This window comes from Thermosediminibacter litoriperuensis, from assembly GCF_008124715.1.
Taxonomy (GTDB): domain Bacteria; phylum Bacillota; class Thermosediminibacteria; order Thermosediminibacterales; family Thermosediminibacteraceae; genus Thermosediminibacter; species Thermosediminibacter litoriperuensis.
The window spans coordinates 1-25,088 of sequence record NZ_VNHO01000029.1 but is presented as its reverse complement, the minus strand read 5'-3'; the positions used below and the strand labels follow the sequence as shown (position 1 = coordinate 25,088).

The following is a 25,088-nucleotide window of genomic DNA, read 5'->3' as shown; positions in this document are numbered from 1 at the left end:
CGACTCTGGTGACTAAATTTCTCGGATAGTATCCGTTACGGTAGGCTTGTCTTTCTTCGGTTCTTTCATAAGGTTCTGCTTTTATTTGTTCGGTAGCCCGGGCTTGGAGTATTTGGTTGAGTATGGACTCCAATAGTTTGGCCATCCCCTCATCTTTAGCTCCCTTTAGAAAAAGGTGGTGCAAAATTTCAGAATCGATGGTAATATTATATTGAGCCATTTCTCATCCCTCCAGTTAGGTTTTTGGGTTGACAATTTAATTCTAACCAGAGGGGTGAGGGTGGCTCAACCCTTTTTTAAAACTCCCTTTTTACACAATTATATGGACTTAACTGAAGCAACCGGTGAAGGTGCTTCTTTATTTTACCGATGATAGAGTTATCATTATCATTTATTGTTATATAAACAAAAAAGAAATTAAGAGTAATAAAGAACCCATGATGATTTTCTAATGGATCTGAAACTGGCAAAATACTGTTTTTTGCGAGAGGAAATTCCCCATTTTTGCAAAGATTTTTCCCCAGGCACCGGTGGGGAATTTTTATGTTAACTTAATTGCCTCATGAGTGATTGCCTCATCCGGTAGCTTTGACCATCAAAGATCAAACAGTAGCTGCGCCCCTTCGCGGTCCAAAGGAACATAGCCCCATTCGTCGCAAATAGAAGATCCGGTTTGGAAAGCTGTTTTAGTAACCCGGAAAGTTCACCTCCCTTCCGGGCTTCTACCAACCGGTTTACCAGCGCTGCAGTGCGGAAAAACTTTACGTTGAATCCCTTTTTACAGGCCTCCACACCGATGGCGGTGGTAAGATGGGTTTTGCCGGTTCCCACGTCGCCGTAAAGGATCAGGTTTTTCTTTTCTTCGAGAAATTTGCAATCTTTTAGGTCCTGTGGCGTAAGCCCCTGCGGGAGCTTGATTTCATCGAATATGTAATCGGCAAAGGTCTTTATCGTGTAAAAGCCTGCATTTTTCAAAAGCCTGTCCTTTCGGCTTGCGTCTCTGTGCTCCAGTTCTAATCTTAGCAGCTTCAGCAGGTATTCTTCATGGCTTTGAGCCTCGATCTTGTCGCAGTTTTCCACTAGATTGCGGCTGAGTTTTAATGCTTTACAGCAGGCGGCGATTTCGTCCTTCAGCATAAATTGGCACCGCCTTTCAGAAAGGCTTTGTCATAGTCTTCAGCGTTGAAGCGGAATGCAGTGAGTTCAGGAACCCCTTCCGGAATCTTTACCGGCTCCAACTGCGGGGTTATACTCGTTATCCTGTTATGGATGGCTACGAGGCTGTCTAAATCCTGCACTCCGTAAAGGAGAGCCTCGGCTACAGCGTTCACGGCCTGTTCAAAACTGCTTTTGGCACAAAGCAAAGCAATAGCCTTGAGCGCTTTGCCGCGCTCACTTTTGCTTAAGCCGTCCAGGTATTCCCGGAGTGGGTCCGGCAGCATGCTGTATATTCCCGAATACTTAAGGGCTCCAGGACAGCGGGAAAGCTGAGTGAGGTAGGGTAGCCAATCCATGCTTTCTTGCTTGTTGTCCCCGTAAAGCCGCTGGTGGCGTACGATTTCCCGGTGGCTTTCATCCAGCGGTATGACCTCATGGGCTGTTATCTTTACCAGTACCCGGCTGTTGGCGTATTTTGGAGCGGTAGAGTAGAGGTGCTTTCCACCGTTCAAGCTGAATTTGGCGTAGGCGTTGGTTTTGACTGTTATGTAACCGGCTACCTCGTAAGGAACGGTAGGCAGCTCAAGCAGAGCCTTACGGTCTTCATTAAAAAGTTCGGCTATGGATGCCTCCTTCCGGTAGTGTTCGCGGTGCATGTCCTGGTCGCACAATCGTAAAAGTTCGCGCTTAAAATCCTCCAGCCTTTCAAACCTGGGAACCGGGACCAGAAGGTTACGTCGGTGGTATCCGACCTTGTTTTCCACATTACCCTTTTCGTGGCCGGAAGCAGGGTTACAGAATACCGCCTCAAAACCATAATGCTGCTTGAACCTCAGGAAAGCGTCGGTCAGTTTGCGCTCGCCATTCTTCAAGAGTTTCACAATAGTGCTGGCGTTATCAAACCATAGCTTATGAGGCACTCCACCAATATGTTCAAATATGTCCTTCAGCCCCTGAAACAGGCATTCCTGGTTTTCTCCCTTGAAAAGCTGGGTATATCCTACGTTACTGTAGGGAAACGACAGGTTCAGATAAAATCCGTGATGCAGCGTCCCGTTTTCGTAAAAGTCGGCTTCGCCGAAATCCACCTGCGCTTCACCGGGGATATGTTCCAGCGGCAGACAGCAGGAATTGTCCTGGTACAATTCTTTTTTTCTAATAGCCACGTAGCCTGCTACGGTGCGGTAAGAACAGTTAAACTTATCTTGGTATTTTTCACAGAGCCTGTCGTAAATCCTTTTGGCGGTATGTCTCTGCTTTTTGCGACAAGCCATTGGTCTATATCCGCCTTGAAAGGGTCGAGTTTGGGAAGGTATGTTTAGCTTCTTCAGCTTTAACCCTGGTGTTCCAGTCCTCTTGATAGATATTTGGGCACTGTTTTTCGGTCTTTTTGGAACTCCCAGGCTATCTCGCTGATATTTTGCCCTTTCATAAAGAATGCTTTTCTGATATTATCAATATGGGTCATTGTGAGCATCCTCCGTTCCTCCCTTGCAGTTAAGTTGTCCCTAACTACAAGGGTAAAGGTTTTAGGGGTGCCTGCAATGACCTTTGCAAATTTGGGGATTTTTGAGTTGCAAAAGTGGGGATTTTATTTTGCAACTTTGTCCATTTTTATTATGCAATAAACACAAAATACATAAGGATACAAAAAAATAGGAGGCTATAAACATCAGTAACCGAAGAAAATTATTACTATAGAATCCAACGAGAGAGTAGAAAATGAGTAAATAATTCGCTTTTAATCTAGGCTTTGAATTTTCATAAATGGAAAATTTGTTGCCTTTTTATTCTAATTTGTTTAATCCAAAAAACTCGAATAATACTTTACATTGAAAAACATATATGATATATTATATATGAAAATCATATATGATATACGGTTTGGAGGTGAGATGTAATTTGCAAAATTATAAAAGCAAGGTTGAAATTATATATGAAAGCTTAAAAAAAGATATCATAAGTGGTGTCTACAAGCCTGGTGATCGTATAGTTATAAGTAAAGTTGCGCGTGAAAATGGGGTGAGTGAAATACCGGTTAGAGAAGCAATAAGAATGCTGGAAACGGAAGACTTAGTCGAGATATATCCACATATAGGGCCTGTGGTGACGGAATTTAAAGAAGCTGACATCCTGGAGACTTATTTAATAAGAGGGGTTCTTGAAGGATTTGCGGCAAGAGAAAGTATCGACTACATGACTGATGAAGACATTGGAGAATTGACTAAAATAATCAAACATATGAAAGAGGCCTTGGTCAGTAATAATTATGTAGAATACGGAATCTTAAATAGAAAATTTCATAATTACATTACTTCTATAAATCCCCATAAAAGACTCTATGAATTGATAAACGAGCTATGGAATAAATGGGAAAGAACAAGGGCTGTTTTTGTATTATCTCCAGAAAGGAGTGGTGAATCATTAGCTGAACACGAAAAGATAGTGGAATTAATAAAGGAAAAAAAATATGACGAATTGGAGATGTTTGTGCGAGAACACAGGAGAAGAGCAGCAGAAAGTCTCATACGGTCGATAAAAAAATAATGAGGAGGTTAAGTATGAATAGACATAAAACTTTTATATGGTTGATTCTATCCTTGTTTTTAATTTCTATAACTTTAAGCGGTTGTTCAAATCAAACCGGAAAAGGTGAAAATAAACTAGCCGAAATTAAACATTTAAGTATTGGAACGGCAAGTATGGGTGGAGCTTATTTTCCTATCGGGCAGGAGATATCAAACCTAGTTACAAAATATGTTCAAGGTATAGAAATGACACCGGAAGTTACAGGAGGAGCATTAGAAAACCCGAGATTGGTGTCAAACAGTGATGTGGAATTCGGATTGACCAACGCAAACTTAGCCTATTTTGCTGCAAATGGAACAAGCCCTTATGAAGGCAAACTTGAAGTAAGTGCAGTGGCATCGCTGTATCCCAGCGTATTTCACATTATAACAATGGCAGATTCTCCGATTAATTCTATCAGCGATTTGAAAGGAAAAAAAATTGCTGTTGGCCCGGCAGGCGGTGGAACTTTACCTATACTCGAGGCACTATTGGAAGAATACGGCCTTAAGTTGGATGACATAGTGGCGAATTACCTATCATATAATGATGGTTTTATGCAATTAGCCGATGGAAATGTGGATGTTGCATTGGCTTTATCAGGATATCCTGCATCAGCGGTAGTTGAGATATCCACTTCTAAAAAAATCAAATTTATAAATATTGACGATGATAAACTAAATAATATAATCGAAAAATATCCTTATTATAGTAAAGTCGTAGTTCCAAAAGATGTATATAAACTGGGCAATGATGCCACAGCTATTGGTGTACCTAATGTTTTAATTGTAAATAGTAAACTAGATGAACAACTGGTATACAATGTTACGAAGGCAATTTTCGATCATCTAGATGAATTTAAAGAGGCAAATGCTACGGCAAAACAAATAAATATAGAAACAGCCCCTAACACACCAATTCCGTTACATCCCGGTGCAAAAAAATATTTTGAAGAAAGAAAATAATGACTGAATGTGAGGGGAAAAACGTGTTTATAGATGAAAACATTTTAAATGGAATGATAGATTTACACATACACGTGGGCCCAGATTATGTCCCTAGGTATGGAGATAGTATCAGACTGGCCAAAGAAGCCAGTGCCCGTGGCATGAAAGCTATAGTAATAAAAACTCATCTAGCTTCTACTGTAGGTAATGCACATGCGGCAAATCAACTTGATTTAGGAACCAAAGTATTTGGCGGTATCGCTCTTAACGGTCCCACAGGAGGATTAAATGTAAGGACCGTCATAGCTACCATTAAATCGGGCGGCAAGATGATATGGTTGCCAACAGTAGATGCGGAATATGCTATTAAAAAAGCCGAGTCCGGTCACTGGATTAAAGCTTATGTAAACGGCTCTTCGTTTGGAAGAAAAAGGGAATTAATTAATATTTTGGATAATAACGGAAAATTAAAGGAAGAAGTACAGGAAATTCTGAGAGTCTGCAAAGAATATGATGTAATTTTAGGAACAGGACATATATCCCCGGAAGAGTGTTTGGCCTTAGCTAAAGAAAGCAAAGCAATTGGTTATGATAAACTGGAGGTCACCCATCCTAATGCGTGGACGGAGGATTTTACGATTCCAGTATTAAAAGAACTTACATCTCTGGGTGCCACCTTGACCCTGTCTTATGGAGTTTGTTCTCCTCATAATGGAAGACAGGATCCCAGAGAAATAGTAAATATAATTAAGGAAGTGAAAGCCGAAAATTGCTGTTTAATTTCAGATTATGGGCAGGTTTACAGCGCGTCGCCTGTTGAAGGCTTCAGGGCATATTGCTATGTGCTTTTAAGGTTTGGGGTTACAGAAAAAGAATTGGATATTATGACTAAAGACAATCCTTCCAGGTTATTAAACTTTAAATAAACCATAGAACACCAAACTTGCCACCTTCTTTCATAAATTGGGCTCCATTCTGTAGAAGGTGGCAAGTTTGGATAGGAGGGGCATATGAATATATGAATATTAATTATAAATTAATCGGATTGAGTAAAAAAATGGTATTTTTTGCAGCGGTTTTAGTTGGAATTTTTCATATACTTAATGTTTCGGGTTTTGTTTCGATGTCGGCTATGACAGTGAGAGCTTTCCATTTAATGGTGATGATGTTTATATGTTTTGTAACTCCAGCAAAAGATAATCGAAAGAACAATATTGCAGATACTATCATTAGAATAATGCTAGGCATCGGAACTTTATTTTCAGGTATTTACATTTTAAAAAGGTGGGAAATAATTGTTTCAAGTGGAGGAGTTACAAATAAGTTTGATGTATTAGTGGGTATTTTAATGATTTTCTTAGTTCTAGAAGCTACAAGAAGATCTGTAGGTTGGATGCTGTCGTTAATAACTATAATTTTTTTATTATATCCATTTGTAGGCCCTTATTTGCCGTTAATCATTCGGAGTAGAAGCTATAGTGTTAGTAGGATTTCGACTTTTTTATTTACTTCAACGGAAGGTATATTTGGGATTCCCATTAGTGTTTCGGCGACTTACATTATTTTATTTTGCATATATGGGGCATTTTTAAGCGAATTCGGTGCTAGTGAATTTTTATATAATTTGGCTTCTTCGGTTACAAGGAAGGTTATAGCAGCTACAGCAAAAACATCAATCGTATTTGGTGCATTGGTAGGTATGATATCTGGATCGGCCGCAGGAAATGTGGCCATAACAGGTAGCTTGACAATTCCAATGATGATAAAAGAAGGATATAAACCGGAAAAGGCTGGGGCGATAGTTGCCGTTGCAGCTACTGGTGGACAAATTATGCCTCCTGTTATGGGGGCTGCTGCCTTCATCATGGCGGAAATTATAGGAGAACCGTATGTAAATATAATGAAAGCAGCCATTCTCCCAGCTATACTTTATTTTCTTTCAATATTAATCATTGTACATCTCGAAGCAAAAAAAGAGAAAATTGATATGCACGAGACAAGAAGCAAAGGGATTTTCATTGGAGAAGTTGTCAAAAAAGGTTGGTACTTTGCAATACCAATACTCATTCTAATTTATATGTTAGTTATTGGGTATTCACCTTTCAAATCTGCATATTATTCTACATTGGTACTTCTGGGAGTATATATAGTTTCACATAAAGCATTTAGTAAGGAGATAGTTTTCAAAATCCTATCTGCATTAGAAAAGGGATCAAAAGATACTGTTTCTATTGCAATAGCTTGTGCTGCATCGGGAATTATTGTAGGCATTTTGTCGATTACTGGTTTGGGATCCAAGATTTCTTCTATGATTATTACTCTATCAGGGGGACAACCAATAATAGCTTTAATATTAACTATGATATTTTCATTAATTTTAGGAATGGGGCTTCCGACAACGGCAGCTTACCTGGTTCTAGCTTCAGTGGTGGTTCCGGCCCTCGTGCAGATGGGTATTCCTCTATTAAGCGCTCACATGTTTGTGTTTTTTTTCGGATGTATATCAACTATAACACCACCGGTTGCTTTAGCGTCTTATGTTGCTGCAGGGATAGCTGGTACTGACTTAAATAAAGTAGGATGGACCGCTTTCAAATACGGATTGGTCAGTTTTGTACTTCCTTTCATGTTTGTTTATGGGCCTAGCCTGCTCCTAAATGGAGAATTCTCGATGATCATAACGACTGTTGTATTTTCTATAGTAGGCGTGTTTGCTATTGCTTGTAGCATAGTCGGGTATTTTAGGGGGAGCCTTGCAATATGGCAACGAATATTGTTGTTCATAGCTGGAGTGCTGCTGGTTAATGAAGGTTTAGTAACCGATATATTAGGGTTATTTTTGATAGTTTGTGTTTATATAACCAACTTAAATTATAAAAATATTTCTGCATAATCTTAATAAGGAGTGAAAGCTACATGAACAAACGTGCATGGAGAACTGAGAACTGGTGGGTAAGTCCCTACAATTTTAGAGAAGAGTATAGAAATAGCTGGAACTTACCAAAATTTATTAAAATCCATGATGCTACTTTGAGAGATGGAGAACAGACACCGGGTGTAGTTTTGAAAAAAGAAGAAAAAATAAGGATAGCAGAAAAGCTAAGTGAAGTTGGAATTCACCGGATTGAAGCAGGTATGCCCGCGGTTTCAGAAGAAGATCGGGAAGCAATAACAGAGATAAAGAAATTAAATCTCCCTTCTACTATATTTGGATTCGTTAGAGCTAAGGAAGAAGATATAGCAATAGCTAAAGATTGTGGTGTAGATGGAGTAATAATTGAAGTACCGATCGGTAAGCCAAAGCTAGATTACCAATTTAAATGGTCGGTAGACAGAGTCATTGAAAATAGTATTTTTGCAATAAAAAAAGCTAAAGAACTGGATTTGTATACGGTATATTTCCCTTATGATACTACGAGAGCTGAAGAGAATGATTTAGTAAAACTTTTGAACGAAATCAAAAAGTATGCTATGCCTGATTCAGTGGGAGTAGTTGATACAATGGGATGCGCCCTGCCGGGAGCTACAGATTATCTTGTAAGATTGGTCAAATCAATTATGAATATTCCAGTAGAGATACATACCCACAACGACTTCGGCATGGCTTTGGCCAACAGCATTACTGCTGTGATGGCGGGGGCGGAAGTAGTGCATTGCTGTGTAAATGGAATTGGGGAAAGGACGGGCAATTGTAGCACTGAAGAGATTATTGTCGCACTGGAAATTCTTATGAATATCGATATTGGTGTCAATATTTCCAAGTTACAAGAGCTTTCGGACCTTGTAAGGGATACTACCGGCTTTGAGATTGTAAAAAATAAGCCCATCGTTGGTCCGGAGATATTTACCAGAGAATCGGGAATAGGAGCTGATGCCATTTTTAAAATGCCTCTTTCGATGTTTGCTTTAAATCCTGAGTTCCTTAACAAAAAAGCGAAACTTGTTTTAGGAAAGAAAAGTGGATTAATGTCCATAAACGTTAAATTACAAGAATATAATATAGAACTTGAAGAAGAACAAAAACAACAGTTGCTGCTAGATGTGAAACGAATGGGGATGGAGAAAAAAGGGAATTTAACCGATGAAGAATTTTTAATACTAGTTAGAAAGTATAAATCATAAATTCATTCCTTGGCTATCCTAATCAAGGCCGAAGTATAGTATGATTGTACAAATAAGTTCTTGGGACTATCTCCCAAGGACTTATTTTTTTGCAACTTGAATCCAGATCTACATACTACGCCAGTTAAAGGGTTTCTTTATATAAGGTTTTCTTCGTTTTATGAACAAAACATGAAAATATTTTACAAAATTGTAGTCGGAGCTACAGTTTTGGTTCCATATTTTTTCTAATATTAAAAATAAAACCAAACAGGGGGTGTATTGGATGATCAAACTAATCGGCATTTTAATTATCATTATCGGCTTCGCGTTGAAGCTCGACACCATTGCCGTGGTCGTGGTAGCGGGAATAGCAACGGGCTTTACAGCGGGGTTGAGCTTCAATCAGATACTCACTACCCTGGGAGAAGCCTTTATAACTAACCGGTATATGACTGTATTTTTCGTTACACTACCCGCCATCGGTATACTCGAGTGCTACGGGCTGAGGGAGAGGGCCGCCTATCTCATAGGTAGAATGAAATCGGTGACACCAGGCCGGCTGCTGGCATTTTATACGGTTCTGAGAACTATGGCGGCAGCCCTGAGCTTGAGGCTGGGCGGACACGTGCAGTTCATCAGGCCATTGATACTTCCGATGGCGCAAGGAGCCGCCATAAATAGTTCCGGCGAGCTGGACGAGAGGGATTTGGAGGAACTGAAGGGGCTGGCGGGGGCCGCAGAAAATTACGGGAATTTCTACGGGCAAAACGTCTTTGTTGCTTCGGGAGGAGTGCTGCTCATAGTGGGAGTATTGAAGGAGCTGGGCTTTAACGTAGAGGCCCTTGCGGTGGCCAAGGCCTCAATCCCTATTGCGATTACTGCCGTCCTTATTTCTACAGTGCAGTTCCTGGGTTTTGACAGAAAACTCGCCCGTAAAAATGCAAGGGTATAGGAGGGAGAGTTTATGCAGAATACGCTACTTGAGCTGCTGTATGTTATGTGCGGGATAGTGTCATTCGTGGCTGCATACCACGCTTTTACCGGGAAGGAACAACAGAACAGAATAGGAACGTCGTTATTCTGGGCCAGTCTCGGTATTATTTTCGTTTTCGGCAAGTACATGCCGAAAAACGTGGTCGGTATAATGATACTGGTTATGGCAGGTCTTGCGGCGTTTAAGCAGGTCAGGGTGGGCCGATTCTATACGCCCCCGGCGGAATTTAGGGAACGTAAGGCGGGGGAAATTGGTGACAGGCTTTTTATTCCGGCCCTGGCCATTGCAGTGGCCGCCTTCGGCGTTGCTCAGTATACCAAGCTGGGAGGTCTGGTGGGTCTGGGAATAGGCGCGGTCGTCGCCCTGGTCCTTTCACTCGCCGTTACAGGGGCGGGTCTCAAAGAAGCCGGCAGGGAAAGCGGCAGGCTCCTCCATCAGGTGGGACCAGCATCCATACTTCCCCAGTTACTGGCGGCCCTTGGAGCACTTTTTAATACCGCGGGAGTAGGAGATGTGATATCAAAAGGCATCAATGCCGTCTTCCCCGGGAATAATGTTGTGTTGGGTGTTGTAGCTTACTGCGTGGGTATGGCACTTTTCACGATGATAATGGGTAACGCGTTTGCCGCTTTTGCGGTCATAACGGCAGGCGTGGGCGTACCTTTGGTGCTGAATCAGGGGGCTGATCCGGCCGTGGCTGCAGCTCTGGCCATGACTGCGGGATACTGCGGCACCCTCATGACTCCTATGGCGGCAAACTTCAACATTGTCTCGGCATCGATCCTGGAATTGAAAGACAAATACATGATAATTAAAAAGCAAGTTCCGGTAGGAATTGTGCTGCTCGTTATACACGTAATCTTGATGCTAGCACTGGCATTTTAAAAGAAAGGGGAATGATTATGAAGGTTCTTGTAACGGGATTTGAGCCCTTCGGCGGGGAAAAAGTAAACCCTGCTCTGGAAGCGGTAAAACTCCTGCCTAAAGAAATAAAGGGAGCACGGGTGGTCGTAAGGGAACTGCCCACGGTTTTTGGCAAAAGTCTGGATGTGCTCTTTAATGAAATGGAAAAAGAAAAGCCCGATGTTGTGATATGCGTTGGTCAGGCCGGAGGGAGGTATGCCGTATCGGTAGAAAGGGTGGCCATAAACGTAGACGATGCCCGCATACCGGACAACGAGGGGAACCAGCCCGTAGACCAGCCGATATTTCCCGACGGAGAAAACGCATACTTTTCCACGTTGCCTATAAAGAGAATCGTGGAGGCCATTAAAAAGGAGGGAATACCCGCTGAGGTTTCAAATACGGCAGGGACCTACGTTTGCAACCATGTGATGTACGGCCTGCTGTATTATGCTTCCAGGAAAAGGCCGGACATAAAGGCAGGCTTCATACACGTGCCCTACCTCTTCGAACAGGTTGTCGATAAGAAGAATACCCCGGCGATGGGATTGAACGAAATAGTAAAAGCGTTGACTGTGGCGATCGAACAATCAATCATATAAATGCAAAAAACGAAGCAGGTACTGCATGGTACCTGCTTTTTGATATAATAAAAAATAAAAAGTAATACGGGGTGATGGTGATGAAGGACTGCTACGAAAAAATTTTCGATGTCAAAAGGCAAGAAAAGATGAGAAGTTTTTTCTCGATATAGCTAAATGCGGTTATAGAAAGTCATTCAATAAGGGTGAGATGGTGGAAGTAGACGCCGACGAGACCTACATAGCGATAGTCACCAGGGGCCGGGTGAAACAATCAGTTTTTGGCGCCAATGGCAGGGAAAAGATCCTGTACATACTTCAGCCGGGAGAAATTTTCGGGGAGTTTGCTTACTTGGGCGGCGGGAAAGATTTAATCATAGGGCAGGCTATGGAGTACAGCGAGGTATCTGTAATCTTTGAGGATAAACTAAACAGGATTCTCTCCAATAATCTCGAAGCCTATAAATATATCGCCCACAGCATGTGCCGCAAGTTCAGAATTCTGATGATGCAGATGAGCGACCTTATCTTTAAGGACTCAATGGGCAGATTGTGCGATATTCTGCTCAGGTTATACCACCAGCAGGGAAGGGTGACGGAAAACGGTCATCTTATAGACCTACCTCTCACTCACGAGAATCTGGCCCACCTGATAGGTTGCGACAGGGTGACGGTAACCCGGGGTTTGAACAGACTAAGAAAAGAAGGTATAATAGACGTCGACAGGAAGAAAATCATTATAAAAGAACTCGACAGGCTTGAAGATTATGTGTGATAGGCTTTAGGTTCTGCCTATTTAAAAGGTCGTAGCACAACTCAAAACGCTGGGAAAAAATAAAAGTCCTTGCTTGACACGGCGGTTGTGTAATATTAACTTATTAATAGGTGTCTTCGATAGCACCTGCACAAAGACGGAAAATGTAACCTGACGGGAGGAAATTACACCATGCGGGTTATTTTTAGAATGCCTTTCAAGAGAGAAGTGGAAGTTAAGGGCGTTAAGACGGTAAAACAGCTGGCCGAAGAACTCAACTTCAGTCTCGAGTCTCACCTGGTGCTCAGGGGCGGGAAGATGCTCACGCCCGACGAAGCGCTGAAGGAGGACGACGTGGTTGAAGTGCTGTCTGCAATATCCGGAGGATAAAGGAGGCGACCGTTATGCGCTGCCGCCGCTGCGGTGATAAAGCGGAAATATATCTGAAAAGACACAACGCGGCTTTCTGTAACGATTGCTTTCAGGTTTACTACTCGGAACAGGTGCGCAAGAACATAAGGCGGGAGAAGATGTTCGGGTCTAAGGACCGGGTGCTTGTCGTAGTATCCGGCGGGAAAGACAGCATGGCCCTTTGGCACAAACTGTTGAAAGAGGGTTACGACGTCACGGCAATGTATATAAACCTTGGAATCGGCGACTATTCGGACAGGTCCCAGGAGATTGTCGAGCGGTTTTCTGAAGAGTATGAGGCTCCCCTAATAGTCAGGAACATCGAAAAAGATTACGGCTTCAACATCCCCCGACTGGCGCGGGAAATCCGCCGCAGCACCTGTTCCCTCTGCGGCACGATAAAAAGGTACCTTTTCAACAAAGTGGCCCTGGACGGAGGTTTCGACGTGGTGGCCACCGGACACAACCTGGACGACGAGGCAGCTACCCTGTTCGGAAATGTGCTGAGCTGGCAGGAGGGGTATCTCGCCCGGCAGTCGCCGGTGCTTCCCAGCACCCATCCCAAACTGGTTAAAAAGGTAAAACCCCTTTTTACCCTGACGGAGAGAGAAAACCTGGCGTATGTTCTGTTCAACGGCATCAGTTTCATCCACGAGGAATGCCCCCATGCGCTGGGCGCCAGTTCCATACTTTATAAAGAAGTGCTGAACCAACTGGAGGAGGCGAGCCCGGGCACCAAGCAGCGGTTTCTTACCAACTTTTTGAAGAAAGGGAGAAAAAACTTTGAAGCCTGCTCCGAAACCCCGGACCTGCGCGAGTGCAGCATCTGCGGCCAGGTGACCACTGCTGAAGTCTGTTCCTTCTGCCGGTTGAGGCAGATGGCGGAAAAGAAAAAAATGAAGGCCGACTTGTGGGCGCAGGAAAGTGAAAACCCGGAGCAGTGAAAAAAAGAATGAATTAGCGCAAAAAAGTAATACCTGAAAAAATTTTATTGTTGTATAATTAAATCAATAAGCAATCTTTTAAGGGGAATTACCATGGCGCTGATTTGATGTACACCACAACATCCGGGATATAAAGGCCTCCGACGGGAGGTCTTTTCGGCATGCAATTTTGCGGAGGTGTACATCAAATGAATAGGCGAAATTACTTTTTAATGTGCGCCATAGTATTTCTCCAGGGATTCGTATTTTACGGGCCCATAGCCACCGTATACAGGCAGGCTAGGGGGCTTTCAATGTATGATATATTTTTAATCGAATCAATTTCACTGGTTTTGATGATAGTGTTGGAAATTCCCTGGGGATGGTTTGCTGACAGGTTTGGCTATAAGTCGACCCTGGTAATTTCCAACTTTTTATTTTTACTGTCAAAAATAATTTTCTATAAAGCAGACTCTTTCGAGTTATTCTCGCTGGAAAGGATAATCCTCGCCCTTTCGATCTCCGGCATTTTGGGGTGCGATATTGCATTGCTTTATGATTCCATCGATAAAGAGCAGTCGGAAAAATATTTCGGAAGATACGAGGCGGCTGCTATGCTGGGATTTTTCCTGGCATCGATGGTATCCACCGCCGTAGTCGGAGTATCGATGGATATGGCCGCTCTACTTACGATTTTTCCTTACGCGATTGCATGGGTATTGACATTGTTCCTTCAGGAGACCGGGAGTAGGACCGAAAATAAACCCGTGCTTTTATTCAGCCTCAAAAGTGCGTTTAGAGACTTGCGGATGTTGCTGCTCGTCATAGCAGCGGCGCTGGTTACCCAGGTCAACCACTCCGCGACGGTCTTTTTAAATCAGGTTCAATATATGAAAAGCGGCATTGACCCAAAGTACTTCGGCATAATCATGGCAGGGATACAGCTTTTGCCGGTGTTTTCAGCAAAGACATACGCCATCACCGGGAAGTTGGGCCAGGGGATGGCGATGAAGCTGCTGTTCGGCGCCATTCCCGTCAGTTGTTTTATCCTTTCCCGCACGAGTCATCCTGCTGTCAGCGTTGTTTTCATCGCAGTTATAGGAGCAAGTTATTCACTGTCCCGGCCGATATTGCTGGATATACAAAATAGATCCATAACCACCGCCGACAGGGCTACCCTTTTATCGATTTATTCCATGATTATCAATATAATAGGCGCTGTGTTAAACCCTGCCGTGGGTAGGGCGGCGGACATCTCAATTGAGACGGCTTTTACCGTGTGCGGCATTATTGCCACGGTAGCGTTTATTTTGATCTATGCATATTTTAGATCCGGTGAGTGCGGTTAAAAATAAAGACCCTTTAAATGAAGTCCTCCGTCACCTCTGCTGCGCATGATGGAACGCGTATGCGGCTATTCCCTCACTGCCGCAATTTAGAGGCCGTGAGGGCGGAAGAAAAACCCCTGGCGTAGGTCCGAGGGTTTTTTTTAACAAAAATTAACCTACAAAATATTTTATTTAGAGCAGGAATTTAGCTTTTTTTAGCGAATAGTTAAATCAAAAAATTTAACATGATGTATTTTTCAAAAAAATCTATACATTGTTTTTAAGCATTGGGGGTGATGTTATAGTGAATGCGATGCAATATGCAAAATGGTTTATTAAAGCTGGTTATGATACACCACAAAACACTTTTGAAGGAAATATGAAATTGCAAAAACTACTATATTTTGCTCAATTAATCCATTTGGCAAAATACGATAAAGTATTATTTGATGATCCTATATATGCATTTGAACATGGATCTGTTATTGAGGATATCAGATTAGAATATAAAAACAATTTTCTGGGTTTAGTTACTGACGCCAATTTAACTTCATTTAATTTTACAGAGGAAGAAATGGATACATTAAATCTAACAATAGCTATATATGGTGATGCAAGCGCAGAAGAACTGTCGGAATTAAATCATTTTCACAGGAGCTGGGAAAAGGCATATAAAAATTCTAAAATGGGCAATTATCACTTTAAAGAATTGGCCGAAATCTCTATTGATGATATAAAGAAATATGATTTAGAAGGCGTAAAAAAGGTAATTAAAGCATTTGAAATGGCTGATAATAATGACGTATGTTATGAAGTAAATGGGGTAAAGTTTTATTATGATCCAAATGAAATACAAATGGATGAAGAATTAAAAAATAGATTAAAGGAGTTCCCCGCTAGAGAAGCAGCATACAGTATATGCCGTGACGAGAGTCAAGGCATAATAATATATTGACGATGAATATTTTACCTGGTAATGGTTTGCTTCTCAAACTTCCTTATGCAGACGGGGAACCACCAGATAAGCAAAGAACATTTTTAATTATAAATATTGCTAATGAAGTAGTTGAAATGCTTAATGTCTCTTCCGTAAAGGGGAAAGAAAGAAAGTTACAATTGCAATCCAATGAGATATTACAAAAATACTGGCCTCCGTTTTGCAAACCTTCTTTCGTAAAATTGGACAGCCTTTATAGAATCGAACTATTTGACGAACTAAGTTACCTCATTTTAGCAAGCGGCAAATCATTAGATCCGCAAGAATTTAATAGGATAGTAACAATATTCCAAGTGTATAGAAATAATAACCAAATAAAAATATGTTTTTATAATAAGGCAGATATAGAAAGATATAATTCTGTTTACATAGCAGAAAGAATATCCGCAACCGCAGAGGATTTCAATTAAGTGCTTGCACTAAACCCTGGCATCATGCCGGGCTTTTTTATTTCCACCAATCCCGGCCATCACAGCGCATATCAGCTCCTGCCGATCCTGTCCTAGTATACCTGCAATTGAAAAGCAGCATTTTCCCGTGGTCTCAGCTACGGGATTTCCAGGTTTGTTGAACTCGGGGGACTTTGCAGCAACGCCCGGAATTAACGAAGCCCAATGGGACTATCTTGCTATCCGGGGAAAAGGCGGCGATGCGCTTTTTCAATCGCTCAATTAAGCATCACCCAAATAAAAAAATAATCCAGACCCTTTCGGTAGAGTCTGGAAATTTTGTCTTTTGAATGGTAGCCCTAAGGGGACTCGAACCCCTGTTTCCGCCGTGAGAGGGCGGCGTCCTGGACCACTAGACGATAGGGCCATGGCTGCGGGACCAGGATTCGAACCTGGACAGCATGATCCAGAGTCATGAGTGCTACCGTTACACCATCCCGCAACAACTCGCAAAACATATATTAGCACATTTCTGCGTATAAGTCAAGAACATTTTATCTGCCGGCGTTTTTTTCCGACAGGTACTTTTTTATTCTCCTCAGTAAAATAGTATCGATCATGCCTTCGATTTCTATTCCATCCTGTTTAAATTCTTCCCTTTCCACGAGACTCGTTTCGTGGATTTCATCGAGCAGGAACCCGTATTCGTAAGGGATGAACAGCAATGCGTGCTCGCGGGTCCGGGGAAGCAACCAGCATATCTTTTCCAGCAATATGTCCAGGTTGGTTCCCCAGAGGGCTGAAATCTCCACCACGTTCTCTTCAACGGTTATAAGTTCACGGTTGTTTACCCTGTCGATTTTGTTCAGAGCAAGTATGGTCGGAATGTTTTCTGCTCCTATTTCTTTCAACACCGACTTTACGGTTGATATTTCCTCGTCGGCCTTTGGGCTGGAAGCATCGACCACGTGTATCAGCAGGTCGGCTTCCTTCACTTCTTCCAGGGTGGCTTTGAAGGCTTCCACTATTTCGTGGGGGAGTTTTCGTATGAATCCAACTGTATCCGATAAAAGCACCCTTCGACCGTCGGGAAGTATGAGTGCCCTCGTGGTCGTGTCCAGGGTGTCAAACAGCCTGTCGTTGCTGGAAACCCCGGCTCCCGTAAGGGCATTCATGAGCGTAGATTTTCCTGCATTGGTATAGCCGACGAGGCTTAAGACCGGGTATTTTCTGGAGCTTCTCAGCAGTTTTCGGTTTTTCCTAATTATTTCCAATTCTTTTTTTAAATGAGCGATCCTGCGCCTGATGTGCCTCCGGTCCGTTTCCAATTTTGTCTCGCCAGGGCCCCTCGTGCCAATACCTCCGCCTTCTCTGGAAAGCTCGATGCCCTTACCCGTGAGCCTGGGCAGCATGTGCTGGAGCTGGGCCAGTTCCACCTGGATCTTGCCTTCCAAGGATCTAGCCCTCTGAGTAAAAATATCCAGCACCAGAGTTGTTCTGTCTATTATCTGAACTCCGATAAGGTTTTCCAGGTTTCGAATCTGAACCGGCGTCAGGTCATCGTCGAAAATAACCGCATTGGCTCCAAGGCGCTCTACCAATTCCGCTATTTCCCGAGCTTTGCCCATACCCAGGTAAAAGGCCGGGTCCTTGTTGACGCGCTTTTGGGTCACCTTCGCTAAGACTTTCGCTCCGGCCGTTTGCGAAAGCAGCTCTAGTTCTTCGAGGTTTTCATCGCAGGATTTATCATCGATTAAACCGGCTAAAATGGCCACCGTTTTCGGTTTTATGTTTTCATGGGATGGCATAATAAGACAACCTCCCAAAATGCTCTGTGATTTAAATTATATCACTTTCAAACGCCTGGGCGGATATACTTTTTTTGAATTTTGTTATATAATTTTATAGAAAATTTTTGCTGGAGGGGAACTACATGCCGCTTGTGACATCCAGGGAAATGTTCAAAAAAGCTTACGAAGGCGGGTATGCAATAGGTGCTTTCAATGTAAACAACATGGAGATCATTCAGGGGATAGTTGAGGCCGCCAGGGAGGAAAAGGCGCCGCTCATCCTTCAGGTATCCGCCGGGGCGAGGAAATATGCAAGGCCGGTTTATCTTAAAAAACTGGTGGAAGCGGCCGCGGAGGATACGGGTCTTCCGATTGTGCTTCACCTGGACCACGGCGAGGATTTTGAAATATGCAAAGCCTGTATAGACGATGGCTTTACTTCTGTGATGATTGACGGTTCCAGGTTGCCCTTTGAGGAGAATATCGCCCTCACCAGGAGGGTTGTCGAATACGCCCATGAAAGGGGTGTGGTGGTGGAAGGCGAGCTGGGCAGGCTGGCGGGAGTTGAGGACAATGTGAGGGTGAGCGACCGGGAGGCTACCTTTACAGATCCTGACCAGGCCCTGGAATTCGTCGAGAGGACCGGGGTCGATTCCCTGGCTGTAGCCATCGGCACCAGTCACGGGGCTTATAAATTCAAGGGTGAAGCGTATCTGGATTTTGAAAGGCTGAAAAAGATAACGGAAAAACTGCCCGGATTCCCGTTGGTGCTCCATGGGGCTTCATCGGTGCTGCCCGAGTACGTAGAAATATGCAACAGGTACGGAGGAAATATTCCTGGAGCCCAGGGTGTGCCGGAAGACATGTTGAGGAAGGCCGCTTCCATGGGGGTTTGCAAGATAAACATAGACACCGACTTAAGGCTGGCCATGACTGCCACTATTCGCAGGTATTTTTCTGAAAACCCGTCGGAATTCGACCCGAGGAAATACCTGGGCGAAGCCCGGGAAGCCATCAAGAAAATCGTAAAACACAAGATGAGAAACGTCCTGGGCTGCAGCGGAAAAATATGATAAAAAACACCGGTTGAACGGGAGGAGAATTAAATGAAAAAAATAGCAGTGGGTATTGACCTGGGGGGCACTAAAATCGCCACCTGTGCCATGGACGAAGCCGGCAACCTCCTTGAGAAGACCGAGCTTCCCACCCTTGCAAAGGAGGGGCCGGAAAAGGTTATCGAACGGATGAAACGGAGCGTTTACGAGGTACTCAAGCGGCTTGATTTGTCTTTGTCCGATATAGCGGGCATAGGCATAGGAGTGCCCGGCCCGATGGACGCAAAAAGGGGGCGTGTCAAAAACCCGCCCAACCTTCCGGGGTGGAAGGATATACCGCTGCTTTCGATAATGGAAGAGGAGTTTAATATTCCCGTCTTCATGGAAAACGACGCCAACGCAGCTGCAATTGCAGAAAACCTCTTCGGTGCCGGCAAAGGCGTAAAAAACTTTATTTACATAACCATCAGCACTGGTATCGGAGGGGGTGCCATCACAAACGGCAGGCTTTTTAAGGGTGGTGATGGAAACGCTGCAGAAGTAGGTCATATGACGATAAATTTCGAAGGCCCTGTATGCGGCTGCGGCAACTCGGGCTGCTGGGAAGCGTATGCTTCCGGCACCGCGCTGACCAGGTTCGCCAGGGAAGGGATTTTATCGGGCAGAAAGACGAGGATAACCGATCTTGCCGGACAAGATGAGGTAAGAGCCGAGCACGTTTTCGCTGCTGCCAAAGAAGGGGACGAGTTTGCCAGGGAACTGGTGGAAAAAGAGGGCTTTTACCTGGGGGTGGGGCTGGCAAATGTGGTAAACGCCTATAATCCCGAGCGTATCGCCATCGGCGGCGGACTTACCCACGCATGGGACATGTTTTATTCGACGATGGTCGAAGTTATGAAAACCAGGGCTCTCCCGGCTAATGTAGAGCATCTTGAAGTGATGAAGGCAAAGCTGGGAACGGATGTGGGCACAATAGGTGCTGCATCGCTGGTTTTCCATAAGGAGTAGATGTAGGTGACTGAAGCGGGCAGGAGTTCTACGGCGGCCCGAGCCGCCGCCGTAATAATGATTGCTACACTTTCAAGCAAGATACTGGGATTTTTTCGGGAACTGTTAATCGGTTCTAAATTCGGTGCAACCAGCGCCACGGACGCATATCTGGTCTCCCTCACGGTTCCTGCGGTTCTTTTTGCGACGGTGGCCGGAGCTCTATCGACCACCTTTATTCCGGTATATTCGGAGATCGAGACGAAAAAGGGCAGGGAAAGGGCCGTAGCCTTTGCCGGAAATCTTTTCAACGTGATACTGATCGTTTCCCTGATTTTCAGTCTTTTCGGCGCTATTTTCTCAAGATTGCTGGTAAAACTGGTGGCCATGGGGTTTTCCGGGGAGACTCTGGAAATGGCGGCGGCCTTCACGCGTATTACCATGTTTATGAGTGCATTTGTAGCCCTGGCCAACGTGCTCACCGGCTACCTCCAGTCCAACCGAGAATTTACCGTTCCGGCTATCGTCGGAATACCGTACAATGTTATAATAATCACGGCACTGCTTTCCAGCGCCACTCTGGGCATATGGGGGCTTGTGGTTGCCACGGTGCTGGCGGCTGCAGTCCAGGCATTGATCCAGTTGCCGGCCGCCACAAAAGCAGGGCTTAAATTCACCCTCAACATCAATTTTGCTGACGAAGACCTGAAGCGCATGGGTATTCTGATCATCCCCGTCGTCCTTGGCACGGGGGTAAGCCAGGTGAACGTGCTGGTGGACAGGATGCTGGCATCGACTCTGGAGGAAGGCACTATAGCGGCTTTAAATTTTGCCAGCCGCCTGAACAGTTTCGTTTACGGTTTATTTACTTTATCGGTGGCAACCGTTGTTTATCCTTCACTCTCGCGGCTTTCGGCCGAGGGCGACATGGAGGGATTCAAGAGGGCTCTGGGTCGGGCTCTGGGTTTTGTGATTGCCATAGTCATGCCTTTGAGCGCCGGCGCCATGGTTCTAAGGATACCGATAGTCAGGTTCCTGTTTGAAAGAGGGGCCTTTGATTCCAGAGCGACCTTCATGACGGCCACAGCGCTGCTTTATTACTCCGTAGGGATGGTGGGATTCGGACTAAGGGATGTTTTGAGCAGGGCTTTTTATTCCATCAGGGATACAAGCACTCCCATGGTCAACGGCGCCGCGGCCATGGGCATAAACATAGTATTAAACCTGATACTGGTAAGGATTATGGGTCTGGGTGGCCTTGCCCTGTCCACCAGCATCTCCGCGCTGGCTGGTACCGTTTTACTGTTTAGCAGTCTCAGAAAAAAAATTGGCCCCCTGGGGGGCTTCAGGATTCTGACGGGGCTTATAAAATCCGCTGCGGCGTGTGCTGTCATGGGCTTTGCGGTACACTATATATACGGCCTCATGAGCAAAGTGTTCGTTCCCCGAACCCTGGCGTATCAGGCCCTGGACCTGGGAGTTTCCGTATTAGCCGGAGTCGTCGTTTACTTAGCAATAGTTCTGATTCTGAAAATGGACGATGTGATATGGGCCGTAAGGGCTTTTATTCCAGCAAGGCTTAAAAAATAAGGGTCTTATTGCGGGAGCTCGTTCAGCGCGAGGAAAATCTCCATTTTTACGGCATCCTTAAATTTTCTTATATCGAGGCCTGTCTGAGAGGAGATTTTGTCCAACCTGTACATAAGCGTATTTCGGTGAATATAGAGCTTCCGCGCGGCTGCGGCCAGGTTGAGGTTACAGTCGAGCACGGTCCTGATGGTTTTCAAGGCTTCTTCGTCAAGATCTTGGATTTTTCTTCCTATTTCTGTAATGAACTCCCGGCGGCTTTCGGCGGGCAGCGACGCCAGCAGCCTTTCCAGGGCCATCTCCGGGTAGTAGAGCACCCCGGTTTTGAGGAAGGGGGCAAATTTAAGGGCCTTAACAGCGTCCCGGTAGAGCGCGGGAAGCTCTCCGGGCGCACTGGTGATGCCTCCGATGCATATCAGGATCCTTGAAGAAACCTCTTCGGTCAGGGTCTGGTAAAGGGCCCGGGAGGTTTCCTTGAGCTCGTCTAAATCCGTTGCCGGGATGATGAAGATGAAGGCTTCGCCGTTTTTTGCAAACAGCGCTTCTTCAAACAGGTTTTCTATAAAGGGCTCCGGTTTAAAGGACTCCGACGATTTTACAAGGATTAGACCGCAGGGTTTTGGCAGATCTTCGATGACGGTACCTTTCCCCGCCAGAAAGGCGATCAGCTTTTCCGAAAACCTCCGGTTTACGAGCTCTTCCAGCAGCAGGGTAAAATCGTTGAGCTGCTCCGGGGCAAGGTTGGCCGCCAGCACGTACTCCGAGCCGCACAGTTTTACCGGACACTTTGCCGGTTTTTTTACGAGTTCTCCCTCCAGTACGCAGCGCCCATTTTTATCCAGGATTGCAAAGGGTGTTTTCAGCTGCTTTTTTATTTCCGAAAGAATTTCCGTAATAGCTTTTTGCATATAAACCACCAGTGATAATGATATCATTTATATAGGAGAAAGGGGAAGTATTTAATAGGTTGATTTTACATAGGTAAGAAGGCCCCTTAATTGAAATGTATCAATCCGTTTTGTCTGAGGATTTTCAAGTATGTTATCAATCTGGGGTAGAGCGGCTCTGCCTCTGTACCGAATTTATCCGAGAGCTTGGTGGCAATGTCGTAAACCGTGTTTCGGCCGTCACAGAGACTCCATACCTCGGATCCGATTTCGTCAAGATCAAGATATATATTTTCGGGCAGATTCCGGTAAAAAAGCTTCAGGATATTGAACAGGAGTCCTTTTCTGGCGATCTTAAGCTGAACAGCGCCGTCTTTTTTTAGCAACCAAGAAATTTTCTCGTTGCGGATAGGGGTCATTAACATGAGATTTTGATCTTTTCGCAATAGCTTAACCTCCTGAAAATGAAAAAAGTGGAGGAGGGGATTATTCCCCCTCCTTTTATTCAAGTTCCGGTTTTTTAAAGGCTTTGCTGATAAGAGTATACGTCAGTACCATGAATAATACCAGTCCACCCCACTGGCCCAGCACATTGTTTCCGATGTCTGGATCGATGTTGGCGGCCACCAGTGCGGCGATCAGGATGCCCATTATGCCTTCTCCGGCTATCAGCCCTGAAGAATAAAGTATTCCCTTTTCGACTTTCTGCTTCAATACTTCCTCGGATTTTTCTTTCCTCTCGAGGATGCCCCTTATTATACCGCCGAGCATGATGGGTGTGCTCAGGTGAATGGGCAGGTAGAGGCCGATGGCAAATGGCAGTGATGCTATGCCGAACAGTTCTATCACCGCCGCCGAGCCAAAGCCGACGAAAACCAGAGGCCAGGGCAGGTTGCCGTTCATGATACCTTCGATAACCATTTTCATCAATGTCGCCTGAGGGGCGGGAATGTCTTTGCTGCCGAAGCCGTATGCATTGTTCAGCATTATGAGGATCCAGCCGATAACCAGACCGGAAGCTGTGACTCCCACCAGTTCGCCTATCTGCTGGAGCTTGGGAGTGGCCCCTACCAGGAAACCGGTCTTCAGGTCCTGGGAAGTGTCGCCGGCTATCGCCGCGGCTACGCAGATAACGCCACCTACGGTTAAAGCGGCAATCATACCTTCAATACCGCTAAACCCTGTCGCCTTAAACAGTATGGTGGTGAAGAGCAATGTGGCGATGGTCATGCCCGATACCGGGTTGGAGGAACTGCCTACTATGCCCACAATTCGCGAAGATACGGTGACGAAGAAAAAGCCGAAGATGACAATGAGTACGGCACCCAGCACGCCCACCGGGATAAGCGGAGAGAAGGCTATGGCGATAATGATGATTAAAACGCCGAGTAAAACCCATTTCATGGGAAGATCTTCACTTGTGCGGAGCTTTGAGCCGTTCCCGCCTATACTGAAACCGGAAATGGATTGGCTAAAGGCGTTTACTATGGTTGGTAGCGCTTTGACCAGGCTGACGAAACCTCCAAACGTAACTGCACCGGCGCCTATATAACGCAGGTAATAGCTCCATATACCCCAGTGATCGAGTTCCGATATTGGAACTGAAGCCGGATATATTGCCTGGGGGATGTAATTGCCCAGGTGTGATATAAGTGGTATGAAGGCGAACCATCCGAGGACAGCACCGGCCAGCATGTATGCTGAAATGGTGGGACCGATTATAAAGCCAACACCCAGGAGGGCCGGCAGTATGTCGGCTCCTATGGCAGCTCCTTTAAATCCCGGTATTTTCCACTCAATTTCCGACGGGAAAAGCTTCAACCCGTCGGCCAGCAGTTTATAGAGCGCGCCGATTCCGAGCCCTTCAAAAACGGTCTTCGCACTCACTCCACCGACTTCACCGGCCACCAGTACCTCCGCACAGGCAGTGCCCTCAGGGTACGGAAGCACGCCGTGTTCTTTGACAATCAGGAAGCGGCGGAGCGGTATCATCATGAGGACTCCCAGGACCCCGCCGATGATTGCTATTGTAGAAATCCTCATGATACTGGGGTTTGTTTTCCACAGAAACAGTGCAGGGACGGTAAAGATAACACCTGCAGCCAGGGATTCGCCTGCCGAGGCTATGGTCTGAACCATATTATTCTCCAGGATGGAATCCCTCTTCAGAATACCCCTGACTATTCCCATTGAAACTACCGCCGCGGGTATGGAAGCGCTTACGGTCATACCCACCCTTAGTCCTAGGTATGCGTTGGCGGCACCGAAAACTATCGCAAGAATGATACCGACTATGAATGAAAATGTCGTTAACTCTGTCATGGATTGCTCCGCAGGGATATACGGTACGTATTCCTCTCCGGGAGCAACGCTATAGGCTTGCTTTGAAAGCCCCTTCTTTTTTTCCACTTGATTTCCCTCCCTTTTATATTGTCGGTGCTTGAATAAACATAATAAATTTCTCTTACTCTACTCCCACCTCCCGCTGTCCAAGAAATAAATAATTTAAGCCGGATCAAAAAATAAGCAAGAATGATGCCATTAAAAAGTAATGAATATTACAATTTTATTATAACATTTTATACATAAAAAATCTATAGCGTGGCAAAATAGGGGGAAAGTAAAAAAATTAAGGTTAATTGTAAAATTAAATGCGACAGTAAAAAAAGTTGAACCATAGCATGAAACCCGATATGATGTTGGTTGACAAAAAACTAACACATAT

Annotated in this window: 23 protein-coding genes, 2 tRNA genes and 1 pseudogene; 17 read left to right on the top strand and 9 right to left on the bottom strand. The window is 44.7% G+C overall.

Annotated elements, in window-relative coordinates:
* The 3 genes and pseudogenes from LZ11_RS10390 to istA all read right to left on the bottom strand — a co-directional run.
* On the bottom strand, nucleotides 1-220 hold a 220-nt coding region (locus LZ11_RS10390; RefSeq protein WP_187695075.1), incomplete at its 3' end, for a transposase.
* A gap of 326 nt (nucleotides 221-546) precedes the next feature.
* Complete coding sequence (locus LZ11_RS10385; RefSeq protein ID WP_281282751.1) at nucleotides 547-1,137, bottom strand: ATP-binding protein; 591 nt, start codon at nucleotides 1,135-1,137, stop codon at nucleotides 547-549.
* Nucleotides 1,131-2,626, bottom strand: a pseudogene (gene istA, locus LZ11_RS10380) (IS21 family transposase). The gene LZ11_RS10385 and the pseudogene istA overlap by 7 nt, the downstream one beginning before the upstream one ends.
* 434 nt (nucleotides 2,627-3,060) lie before the next feature.
* On the opposite strand from istA, the gene LZ11_RS10375 reads away from it, so the two are divergent.
* From LZ11_RS10375 to LZ11_RS10310, 14 genes are all read left to right on the top strand, one after another.
* The gene (locus LZ11_RS10375) at nucleotides 3,061-3,705 is read left to right on the top strand and encodes a GntR family transcriptional regulator (RefSeq protein WP_170240361.1); all 645 of its coding nucleotides are present in this window, start codon (nucleotides 3,061-3,063) and stop codon (nucleotides 3,703-3,705) included.
* 14 nt (nucleotides 3,706-3,719) lie between these two features.
* A complete protein-coding gene (locus tag LZ11_RS10370; protein ID WP_222927246.1) occupies nucleotides 3,720-4,691 on the top strand; it encodes a TAXI family TRAP transporter solute-binding subunit in 972 nt (323 codons plus the stop codon).
* A gap of 23 nt (nucleotides 4,692-4,714) precedes the next feature.
* The gene (locus tag LZ11_RS10365; RefSeq protein ID WP_148867810.1) at nucleotides 4,715-5,599 is read left to right on the top strand and encodes a DUF6282 family protein; all 885 of its coding nucleotides are present in this window, start codon (nucleotides 4,715-4,717) and stop codon (nucleotides 5,597-5,599) included.
* 92 nt (nucleotides 5,600-5,691) lie between these two features.
* The gene (locus LZ11_RS10360; RefSeq protein ID WP_148867809.1) at nucleotides 5,692-7,566 is read left to right on the top strand and encodes a TRAP transporter permease; all 1,875 of its coding nucleotides are present in this window, start codon (nucleotides 5,692-5,694) and stop codon (nucleotides 7,564-7,566) included.
* 23 nt (nucleotides 7,567-7,589) lie between these two features.
* On the top strand, nucleotides 7,590-8,795 hold the full coding sequence (locus tag LZ11_RS10355) for a LeuA family protein (protein WP_148867808.1): 1,206 nt from the start codon (nucleotides 7,590-7,592) through the stop codon (nucleotides 8,793-8,795).
* Nucleotides 8,796-9,060: 265 nt separating this feature from the next.
* A complete protein-coding gene (locus LZ11_RS10350) occupies nucleotides 9,061-9,729 on the top strand; it encodes a DUF969 domain-containing protein (RefSeq protein ID WP_148867807.1) in 669 nt (222 codons plus the stop codon).
* A 12-nt stretch (nucleotides 9,730-9,741) separates the two neighbouring features.
* Nucleotides 9,742-10,656 (top strand): DUF979 domain-containing protein, encoded by a 915-nt coding sequence (locus LZ11_RS10345; protein ID WP_148867806.1) that lies wholly within the window; start codon nucleotides 9,742-9,744, stop codon nucleotides 10,654-10,656.
* 17 nt (nucleotides 10,657-10,673) lie between these two features.
* Nucleotides 10,674-11,276, top strand: coding sequence for a pyroglutamyl-peptidase I (pcp, locus tag LZ11_RS10340; RefSeq protein WP_148867805.1), 603 nt, complete (start codon nucleotides 10,674-10,676; stop codon nucleotides 11,274-11,276).
* A 190-nt stretch (nucleotides 11,277-11,466) separates the two neighbouring features.
* The gene (locus LZ11_RS10335; protein WP_222927245.1) at nucleotides 11,467-12,030 is read left to right on the top strand and encodes a Crp/Fnr family transcriptional regulator; all 564 of its coding nucleotides are present in this window, start codon (nucleotides 11,467-11,469) and stop codon (nucleotides 12,028-12,030) included.
* Nucleotides 12,031-12,201: 171 nt separating this feature from the next.
* Entirely contained in the window at nucleotides 12,202-12,399 is a 198-nt protein-coding gene (locus LZ11_RS10330) for a MoaD/ThiS family protein (protein ID WP_148867804.1), read from the top strand.
* 14 nt (nucleotides 12,400-12,413) lie between these two features.
* Complete coding sequence (locus LZ11_RS10325; RefSeq protein ID WP_148867803.1) at nucleotides 12,414-13,364, top strand: PP-loop family protein; 951 nt, start codon at nucleotides 12,414-12,416, stop codon at nucleotides 13,362-13,364.
* 188 nt (nucleotides 13,365-13,552) lie between these two features.
* The gene (locus tag LZ11_RS10320) at nucleotides 13,553-14,692 is read left to right on the top strand and encodes an MFS transporter (protein WP_170240360.1); all 1,140 of its coding nucleotides are present in this window, start codon (nucleotides 13,553-13,555) and stop codon (nucleotides 14,690-14,692) included.
* Between the two features lie 292 nt (nucleotides 14,693-14,984).
* On the top strand, nucleotides 14,985-15,626 hold the full coding sequence (locus tag LZ11_RS10315; protein ID WP_246110798.1) for a Panacea domain-containing protein: 642 nt from the start codon (nucleotides 14,985-14,987) through the stop codon (nucleotides 15,624-15,626).
* A 26-nt stretch (nucleotides 15,627-15,652) separates the two neighbouring features.
* Complete coding sequence (locus LZ11_RS10310) at nucleotides 15,653-16,078, top strand: hypothetical protein (protein WP_148867800.1); 426 nt, start codon at nucleotides 15,653-15,655, stop codon at nucleotides 16,076-16,078.
* 330 nt (nucleotides 16,079-16,408) lie between these two features.
* On the opposite strand, the gene LZ11_RS10305 is transcribed toward LZ11_RS10310, so the two are convergent.
* From LZ11_RS10305 to hflX, 3 genes are all read right to left on the bottom strand, one after another.
* Nucleotides 16,409-16,484 (bottom strand) — tRNA-Glu (locus LZ11_RS10305).
* 1 nt (nucleotide 16,485) lies between these two features.
* A tRNA-Gln gene (locus LZ11_RS10300) sits at nucleotides 16,486-16,559 on the bottom strand.
* Nucleotides 16,560-16,611: 52 nt separating this feature from the next.
* Nucleotides 16,612-17,865 carry a GTPase HflX gene (hflX, locus tag LZ11_RS10295; RefSeq protein ID WP_148867799.1) on the bottom strand — a complete coding sequence of 418 codons (1,254 nt, stop codon included), beginning with the start codon at nucleotides 17,863-17,865 and terminating at the stop codon, nucleotides 16,612-16,614.
* Between the two features lie 125 nt (nucleotides 17,866-17,990).
* On the opposite strand from hflX, the gene fba reads away from it, so the two are divergent.
* From fba to murJ, 3 genes are read left to right on the top strand one after another with little or no spacing between them, the layout of a single operon-like run.
* On the top strand, nucleotides 17,991-18,920 hold the full coding sequence (fba, locus tag LZ11_RS10290; protein ID WP_148867798.1) for a class II fructose-1,6-bisphosphate aldolase: 930 nt from the start codon (nucleotides 17,991-17,993) through the stop codon (nucleotides 18,918-18,920).
* A gap of 33 nt (nucleotides 18,921-18,953) precedes the next feature.
* Complete coding sequence (locus tag LZ11_RS10285) at nucleotides 18,954-19,910, top strand: ROK family protein (RefSeq protein WP_148867797.1); 957 nt, start codon at nucleotides 18,954-18,956, stop codon at nucleotides 19,908-19,910.
* A gap of 6 nt (nucleotides 19,911-19,916) precedes the next feature.
* Nucleotides 19,917-21,479, top strand: a complete 1,563-nt coding sequence (gene murJ, locus LZ11_RS10280; protein ID WP_148867796.1) for a murein biosynthesis integral membrane protein MurJ — start codon at nucleotides 19,917-19,919, stop codon at nucleotides 21,477-21,479.
* Between the two features lie 5 nt (nucleotides 21,480-21,484).
* Here the strand turns inward: murJ and LZ11_RS10275 are convergent, their stop codons facing one another.
* The 3 genes from LZ11_RS10275 to LZ11_RS10265 all read right to left on the bottom strand — a co-directional run bounded on the left by LZ11_RS10275 (nucleotide 21,485) and on the right by LZ11_RS10265 (nucleotide 24,772).
* On the bottom strand, nucleotides 21,485-22,384 hold the full coding sequence (locus LZ11_RS10275) for a PucR family transcriptional regulator (RefSeq protein ID WP_170240359.1): 900 nt from the start codon (nucleotides 22,382-22,384) through the stop codon (nucleotides 21,485-21,487).
* Between the two features lie 86 nt (nucleotides 22,385-22,470).
* Nucleotides 22,471-22,809, bottom strand: a complete 339-nt coding sequence (locus LZ11_RS10270) for a PqqD family protein (RefSeq protein WP_148867794.1) — start codon at nucleotides 22,807-22,809, stop codon at nucleotides 22,471-22,473.
* Nucleotides 22,810-22,864: 55 nt separating this feature from the next.
* The gene (locus LZ11_RS10265; protein ID WP_148867793.1) at nucleotides 22,865-24,772 is read right to left on the bottom strand and encodes an OPT family oligopeptide transporter; all 1,908 of its coding nucleotides are present in this window, start codon (nucleotides 24,770-24,772) and stop codon (nucleotides 22,865-22,867) included.
* Nucleotides 24,773-25,088 lie beyond the last annotated feature (316 nt).